Annotated in this window: 7 protein-coding genes; 2 read left to right on the forward strand and 5 right to left on the reverse strand. The window is 48.7% G+C overall.

From position 1 onward, the window contains the following. Positions 1-94: 94 nt before the first annotated feature. Positions 95-2,161 carry a PAS domain S-box protein gene (locus C7B77_RS19665; RefSeq protein WP_106308703.1) on the forward strand — a complete coding sequence of 689 codons (2,067 nt, stop codon included), beginning with the start codon at positions 95-97 and terminating at the stop codon, positions 2,159-2,161. Here C7B77_RS19665 and aroQ read toward each other — a convergent pair. From aroQ to pgsA, 3 genes are all read right to left on the reverse strand, one after another. After that, positions 2,158-2,649 carry a type II 3-dehydroquinate dehydratase gene (gene aroQ, locus C7B77_RS19670; RefSeq protein WP_106308706.1) on the reverse strand — a complete coding sequence of 164 codons (492 nt, stop codon included), beginning with the start codon at positions 2,647-2,649 and terminating at the stop codon, positions 2,158-2,160. The genes C7B77_RS19665 and aroQ overlap by 4 nt on opposite strands. 22 nt (positions 2,650-2,671) lie before the next feature. Further along, a complete protein-coding gene (locus tag C7B77_RS30190; RefSeq protein ID WP_181243933.1) occupies positions 2,672-2,812 on the reverse strand; it encodes a hypothetical protein in 141 nt (46 codons plus the stop codon). Positions 2,813-3,117: 305 nt separating this feature from the next. Beyond that, positions 3,118-3,666, reverse strand: a complete 549-nt coding sequence (pgsA, locus tag C7B77_RS19680) for a CDP-diacylglycerol--glycerol-3-phosphate 3-phosphatidyltransferase (RefSeq protein ID WP_106308712.1) — start codon at positions 3,664-3,666, stop codon at positions 3,118-3,120. A 591-nt stretch (positions 3,667-4,257) separates the two neighbouring features. Here pgsA and C7B77_RS19685 point away from each other — a divergent pair. Beyond that, the gene (locus C7B77_RS19685) at positions 4,258-4,971 is read left to right on the forward strand and encodes a Crp/Fnr family transcriptional regulator (RefSeq protein WP_106308715.1); all 714 of its coding nucleotides are present in this window, start codon (positions 4,258-4,260) and stop codon (positions 4,969-4,971) included. Between the two features lie 34 nt (positions 4,972-5,005). On the opposite strand, the gene C7B77_RS19690 is transcribed toward C7B77_RS19685, so the two are convergent. Together C7B77_RS19690 and C7B77_RS19695 are read right to left on the reverse strand one after the other, a co-directional pair. Next, positions 5,006-6,115 carry an S-(hydroxymethyl)glutathione dehydrogenase/class III alcohol dehydrogenase gene (locus tag C7B77_RS19690; RefSeq protein ID WP_106308718.1) on the reverse strand — a complete coding sequence of 370 codons (1,110 nt, stop codon included), beginning with the start codon at positions 6,113-6,115 and terminating at the stop codon, positions 5,006-5,008. Positions 6,116-6,243: 128 nt separating this feature from the next. Next, entirely contained in the window at positions 6,244-7,128 is an 885-nt protein-coding gene (locus C7B77_RS19695) for an alpha/beta fold hydrolase (RefSeq protein ID WP_106308721.1), read from the reverse strand. Positions 7,129-7,181: the final 53 nt, after the last annotated feature.

Raw genomic sequence — 7,181 nt, forward strand, 5'->3', positions numbered from 1 at the left:
CATCCACTCATCCACTCATCCACTCATCCACCCATCCACCCATCCACCCATCCACCCATCCACCCCTCTCCCCGTCCTCTAACGCGAGCGCAGCATGATTACTGTACTCAATATTTTGCTTATTGAAGACAATCCTGGCGATATTCGACTATTACAAGAAATATTACGCGAGGTGACGACTACTCGGTGTCGGATTACCCCAGTTATGACCCTAGCTGAAGCGATCGAGCAATTAGCTCTGGTTGAGGAAAAGGCCGCTAAAGGTCTGGAACACAGCCGTTTTGATGCGATCTTACTGGATCTTTCCCTCCCCGATAGCCAAGGACTCAGCTCGTTTCTGACGCTTCACCAGCGCGATGCCAATATCCCGATTATCGTCCTGACGGGGCTAGACGACCAAAATCTGGCCATCTCCGCCATGCAACAAGGCGCGCAAGATTACCTAGTCAAAGGCCAAGTCGATAGTAACTTATTACTGCGATCGATCCGTTATGCGATCGAACGCGAACGTACCGAAACAGCTCTACGTCAAGCCAAAATCGATCTCGAACTTCGGGTGCTCGAACGCACTCAAGATCTCCAACAAATTAACGATCGATTGCAGCAAGAATTGCTCGAACGTCACAAAGCGGAAGCAGCACTCCAAATCTCCCAATCGCGATTTGCCGGAATTTTGGAAATTGCTAGCGATGCCATCATTGCAGTAGATAGCAACCACACGATCGCTCTATTCAACCAAGGAGCCGAACACATCTTTGGTTATCAAGCCTCAGAAGCGATCGGGCAATCCCTCGATCTCTTGCTCCCTGCGGGATTTGTCGATGTCAATCGCGAGTGCGTCCGTTGGCACCTCACCCCCGAGCTATCGACTGGGGAGCGTGTCGCTCGACCGCTGGAGAACAGACGACAAGTCATCGGTACCAAACGCGATGGCCGCCAATTTCCGGCAGAAGCCTCGATTTCCTATTTAGAATTTGGTGCCGAAAAAGTCACCACGATTATCTTGCGTGATGTCACCGAACGCCAACAGATCGAGAATGACTTACGCAATGCCCTTCAGAAAGTCAACTTTCATTTTGAAAATTCGCCCCTGGCCGCGATCGAATGGGATCGCGAGTTTCGGGTCAGTCGCTGGTCGGCAACAGCAGAGAAGATCTTCGGGTGGTCGGCAGCTCAAGTTTTGGGCAAACGTCCCGATGAATGGAAATTTGTGGTGCCAGAGGATGCCGACCGGATTAGTGAAATCATGGAGCGACTCACTTCTGGCATCGAAGTTAGCAACGTCACCATCAATCGCAACTATTGTCAAGACGGCACGATCGTTAACTGCGAGTGGTATAATTCAGTCCAGCTAGACGATACGGGTTGTATGGCATCGATCTTTTCGCTGATCTTGGATGTAACCGATCGACATCAAATGGAGCGGATCAAAGATGAGTTTATCGCGATTGTCAGCCACGAACTGCGCACGCCACTGACTTCGATCTATGGTTCGCTGAAGATGTTGGCCAGTGGCTTGTTACACGACCAGCCAGCCAAGGAAAAGCGGTTATTAACTATTGCCGTCGATAGTACCGATCGCTTGATGCGATTGGTAAATGATATCCTCGATATCGAACGGATCGAGTCGGGTACGGTGCAAATGATCAAATCGGTCTGCAATGTTTCGGAATTAATGGCTAAAGCCGTCGATGAGATCGAACCTATCGCCGAGAAAGCTGGCGTCCAGCTTAGTGTCAGCGATACAGGCGGTCAAGTGTGGGTCGATTGCGATCGAATGATTCAAACTTTCACCAATTTACTCGGTAATGCCATTAAATTTTCGCCCAGTGGTAGTACGATCTGGTTTACTGCCACCAAACAAGCCGGACAGATGCTCTTCCAAGTCCGAGATTGCGGACGGGGGATTCCGAGTGACAAATTGGGCGTCATTTTTGAAAGATTCCAACAAGTAGATGCTTCGGATGCGCGCAGTGGTGAAGGGACTGGTTTGGGTTTAGCAATTTGCCGCAGTATAATCGAGCAGCATGGTGGCAATATCTGGGTTGAAAGTATTTTAGGTAAAGGCAGTACATTTTCTTGTATTATCCCTCGATCGCCTTCCCCACAAGATAGCAATCCGAGTAGCCGAGTGGGAACTAATCGGGCATCGATCGGTTAGAGAGATTTCTGAATATAAGTGACGATCGCACGCAAACCTAGTTCGTAGCTATGAGAGCCAAACCCGCTAATTTGACCGACGACAACGCTTGAAATAAATGAGTGGTGCCGAAATGATTCGCGATGGTAAACGTTACTCAGATGCACTTCTACCGTCGGAATTTTCACCCCAGAGATCGCATCGCGGATGGCAATACTCGTGTGCGTATAAGCTCCCGCATTAATGACAATACCCTGATGCCGCTCTCTAGCTGCATGGATGGCATCTACCAACACACCTTCATGATTCGATTGCAAAGACTCGACTTTAGTCCCCAAAGACAGACCTAATTTCACTAGTCGATCGTCGATTTGAGCCAATGTTGACGCACCATAAATCTGTGGCTCTCGCAGTCCTAATAGGTTTAAATTTGGCCCATGCAAAATTAGCACGCTCAAATTACTAAGAGCGCGCTCCTCCAGCAGACTAATTTCACTAACGATCGACATATATTTAGTTCGGTCTTTAAGCCTATCGACGTTGGCGGACTCGATCGTCTACCGGAATGGGAATCAGTTCGGGTTCGGGCTGGATTTCCGGGCCAAGCAACGCTTCGATGAGCTTGTTAGCCCAGTGCTTTAACTTTTCTAGCACTCTTTCGATATAGTCCATCAGATACCTTACTCCAAGAATTACTAAGCCTGAACCAGTGTCTCCGCCAAATTGTTGGGGTTCTACTAAGTGCGATGTCGATCGCTGTTTAGGTCGCTTACTGTTACCTATTGTAAAGGCAAATCTCATGAGCGTGGGATCTGGATGGCAAAAATTATTTACATAAATTCATGTGTCGATCGAGCCTGTAATTGTTGCAGGGCAATGAATTCATATCGATTTAGACCCGTCAAACGACTTCCTTAATTAAATATTAAGAAAGCTAGAATCTCTATTTACAGAGAAAAATGAGAGAATGTTGGTAGCTACGATCCGGGTCGAGACGGAGTTGGTGTCGGCAGCAGATAGATCGCGCCAGAAATCAGCGTCAAAGCGACCGAGAGCCAAAAAGCAATTAAACCATACAGATGCCAGTTATCGACATGCCAAGGCAGATTTGAGGCCGATAAGGGCGTAATTATCATCGCGATCGCCACAATCTGAGAGATCGTCTTGAGCTTACCCCAAATATTTGCACCACTAATTTGGGTTTGACCCACTCGCCAACCCGCGATCGTCAATTCTCTGGTCAGAATCAAACAGACACCGACGGCGGGTACTAGATGTAGCTCGATTAAAACTAACAGCGGAATCAAAATCAGTAGCTTGTCCACCAACGGATCTAGAAACTTGCCTAAATCGGTAACTAAATCCAACTTCCGAGCCAGATAGCCATCGAGCCAATCCGTCAAAGCCGCCACTACAAAGACTCCCAACCCAATCCACCGCAAGGTAACACGATCGCTATAAAGGCAATAAACGACTACAGGTAAACCCAGCAGCCGTGAGAGTGTGATCGAATTTGGTAAATTCATAATGGTGGATGGGTGGATGGGTGGATGAGTGGATGAGTGGATGAGTGGATGAGTGGATGAGTGGATGGGTGGATGAGTGGATGGGTGGATGGGTGGATGGGGAACCCCTTACTCCAGTGCCTAAAACCTAAAGCCTAAAACCTAAAGCCTAAAACCTAAAGCCTAAAGCCTAAAACCTAAAGCCTAAAACCTAAAGCCTAAAGCCTAATCTCTTTTCCAAAAAAGTCGTCATCACAAATAGTGTGAACGGGATAATTTGCGGGCATACTGAGGGTAAGTCATCGTTCGATCGCACTACAACTAGAGATTAGCTCCAGTGACATTGACAACATCGTCGGACGACAATGTTAGAGTGTAAACGCGCTTGCTGTAGATAACTGTATTATTATCGATTCGGTGAGTTTACCAGAAACCTCTCATCTACTACTTTAAAGTAATCCTTGCACAAAGCTGGCTACACTGACAGAGCGGCGCACTCTGGCGAGGATACCTCGCCTTAGAAGTGTGACAAGAATCGTTCGCGAAGTAGGAGGAAGCCCGACCTTGTCTTAACTGGATCTCTTCTACCCTCAGTATATTGAAACCAACAGTATGGACAATCGACATTACAACGTTCAAACTCCAACGCAGATCTCCCTTCAAGAGGCGATGGCTTCAGTACCTTTTCTGAGTGAATTGCCAGCCGCAGCGGTAGCACCCGTGCTAGCTCATGCCGCCATTCGCAATCATCCCGCCAATCAGACGATCTTACTGGAAAATGATTGGGGTGGCTCGGTGTACTTTGTCCTGAGCGGTTGGCTCAAAATCCGCACCTATAATGCAGATGGCCGCGAAATTACCTTAAATATCGTCGGTACAGGCGAAATCGTCGGTGAAATGGCCGCACTAGAACAAGTACCACGTTCTACTGATGTCTTGAGCCTGACTCCAGCCACGATCGTCAATATCCCCGCTGAAGATTTTGTCCGTTTGCTCAAAACCGAACCATTAGCGGGAATGCGCTTGGCACAACTTATGGCCAGACGCTTGCGCCAAGTCAATCGTCGCCTCCGCTTGCGGGAATCAAATAGTGCCTCTAGAGTTGCCGATACACTCCTATTTTTAGTTGAAGGACAGGGCAAAACAGTCTCTAGTGGTATGGAAATTCCCAATTTGCCACATCGCGAACTCAGTAGTATGAGTGGTTTGGCCAGAGAAACCGTCACCCGCGTACTGACCAAAATGGAAGCAGCGGGACTAATCGCCCGCAATCAGGATATACTCTTAATTCCTGATGTATCGGCTTTAGAAGCCAGTATCGTTTAGATGGGGATGGGGGACTAAAAGTTTCTTAGCTTCCTTAAAATGTCAGGATCGATCGAATTACTTCGCCGCGACGCATTGCATCAAAGGCATCATTGACACGATCGATCGGCATGACATTACTTACCAGATCGTCGATATTAATCTTGCCCTCCATATACCAATCGACGATCTTGGGGACATCAGTACGCCCTTTAGCCCCACCAAACGCCGTACCCTTCCAGACTCGTCCCGTAACTAATTGAAAGGGTCTGGTAGCGATTTCTTGTCCTGCTCCTGCGACACCGACAACCACGCTCACGCCCCACCCTTTGTGACAGCATTCTAGAGCTTGACGCATTAAGTTAACATTGCCCGTACACTCAAAGCTGTAGTCAGCACCACCCTTGGTCAAATCCACCAGATAGGCAACCAAATCTCCCTCAACCTCTTGAGGATTGACAAAGTGAGTCATCCCCAATTTTTCAGCCAAAGCGCGTTTGGCTGGATTGATATCGATACCGACAATCTGGTTTGCACCGACCATCCGTGCGGCTTGAATCACATTCAAACCCACACCCCCCAAACCGAACACCACTACATTCGCACCGACTTCGACTTTGGCCGTATTAATCACCGCACCAATACCAGTCGTCACCCCACAACCGATCAGGCATACTTTTTCAAATGGGGCATCGGGACGGATTTTTGCGAGTGCAATTTCGGGCACGACCGTATAGTTGGCAAAAGTCGAAGTCCCCATATAGTGATGCAACATCTCGCCCTGATAAGAAAAGCGACTGCTACCATCGGGCATCACACCGCGCCCTTGAGTGAGCCGAATCGCTTGACAGAGATTGGTTTTACCGCTGAGACAATAATCGCAATTCCGGCACTCTGGGACGTATAAAGGAATCACGCGATCGCCTGCTTTAAGCGTCGTTACACCCGCTCCAACCTCGACGACAACCCCCGCCCCTTCATGACCTAAAATCGCCGGAAATAAGCCTTCTGGGTCGGCTCCCGACAAGGTATAAGCATCGGTATGACAGACACCTGTGGCTTTAATTTCGACGAGAACTTCTCCCGCTTGTGGCGGTGCGAGATCGACGGTGGTAATTTCTAGGGGTTTACCTGCTTGGAAGGCGACGGCGGCTTTTACTTGCATGAATGGGTGGATGAGTGGATGAGTGGATGGGTGGATGAGTAGATGGGTAAAATTGGAACGCAGTTCCAAGCCTAAAGCCTAAAGCCTAAAACCTAAAACCTAAAGCCTAAAGCCTAAAGCCTTCATTACTATAAAGCAGCAATCCACCTCTGAAGGATCGGATTAACCAATTCGGGGGCTTCATCTTGGGGACAATGGCCGACGGCGGGGATTTCAAAAAATTCATCGATCGAGGGCACATTCATCAATTCGCGGCCTAAGGCGATCGGTTCCCACGGATCTGCCGCGCCCCAAATGGCGATCGCCGGACAAGTTAACTGTGGCAATAAATCTTCGGGTAATGGCCCCCAGGAATAGGCGGTAAATTTTAGAAATACGTTGGCTGCGCCTGGATCTGCGGCTGGAGCCATCAAAATATCGATCAATTCATCGGTTACCGCTTCGGGTCGATGATAAGCTTGCAACAGAATATTGCGGACGACTTTACGTTGGGCGAGTCGATCGAAAAAGAAATGGCCGATTGCTGGTACAGTGAGGATAGACTGGAGGACTGGTGTACCCCAGCGTCGATACCAGGGCATTTCGGCACGCTTGCGATCGTGTAATAACCGCAACGAACAATTAAGTAAGGCTACGCCGCTAACTAATTCTGGAGCTGTTACCGCAGCTTGGAGCGCGACGATACAGCCGATCGAGTTACCAACTAAGATCGTCGAAGTCCCAATTACTTCTCGACAAAAATCGACGACTAGTTCGCCCCAAGTTTCAAACGTATACTCAACATCTGTCCCGGCTTGAGGTTTGGCCGAAGCTCCAAAGCCAATCAGATCGATCGCATAACACCGACAATTTTCTGCCAGCACGGGCATATTTTTGCGCCAGTGCCCGACCGAAGCCCCAAATCCATGAATTAGTAACACGGCTGCGCCAGTCGATCCATCAGCCCGATAATTAATTTGATGTCCGCGCCACATCCAAGTAGCATTTGCAGTCGGCGTAGCGATCGAAGTCATAGCAAGAGTTTAGAAGCTGTAGTTTACAATAATGGTATTCTAACGCGATCGAC

Source organism: Chamaesiphon polymorphus CCALA 037, from assembly GCF_003003845.1.
In the GTDB taxonomy this organism is placed as follows: domain Bacteria; phylum Cyanobacteriota; class Cyanobacteriia; order Cyanobacteriales; family Chamaesiphonaceae; genus Chamaesiphon; species Chamaesiphon polymorphus.

Bases quoted from the DNA above. Each gene is read 5' to 3' on its own strand.
- C7B77_RS19665 (WP_106308703.1), top strand. From the start codon at position 95: ATGATTACTGTACTCAATATTTTGCTTATTGAAGACAATCCTGGCGAT.
- aroQ (WP_106308706.1), bottom strand. From the start codon at position 2,649: ATGTCGATCGTTAGTGAAATTAGTCTGCTGGAGGAGCGCGCTCTTAGT.
- C7B77_RS30190 (WP_181243933.1), bottom strand. From the start codon at position 2,812: ATGGACTATATCGAAAGAGTGCTAGAAAAGTTAAAGCACTGGGCTAAC.
- pgsA (WP_106308712.1), bottom strand. From the start codon at position 3,666: ATGAATTTACCAAATTCGATCACACTCTCACGGCTGCTGGGTTTACCT.
- C7B77_RS19685 (WP_106308715.1), top strand. From the start codon at position 4,258: ATGGACAATCGACATTACAACGTTCAAACTCCAACGCAGATCTCCCTT.
- C7B77_RS19690 (WP_106308718.1), bottom strand. From the start codon at position 6,115: ATGCAAGTAAAAGCCGCCGTCGCCTTCCAAGCAGGTAAACCCCTAGAA.
- C7B77_RS19695 (WP_106308721.1), bottom strand. From the start codon at position 7,128: ATGACTTCGATCGCTACGCCGACTGCAAATGCTACTTGGATGTGGCGC.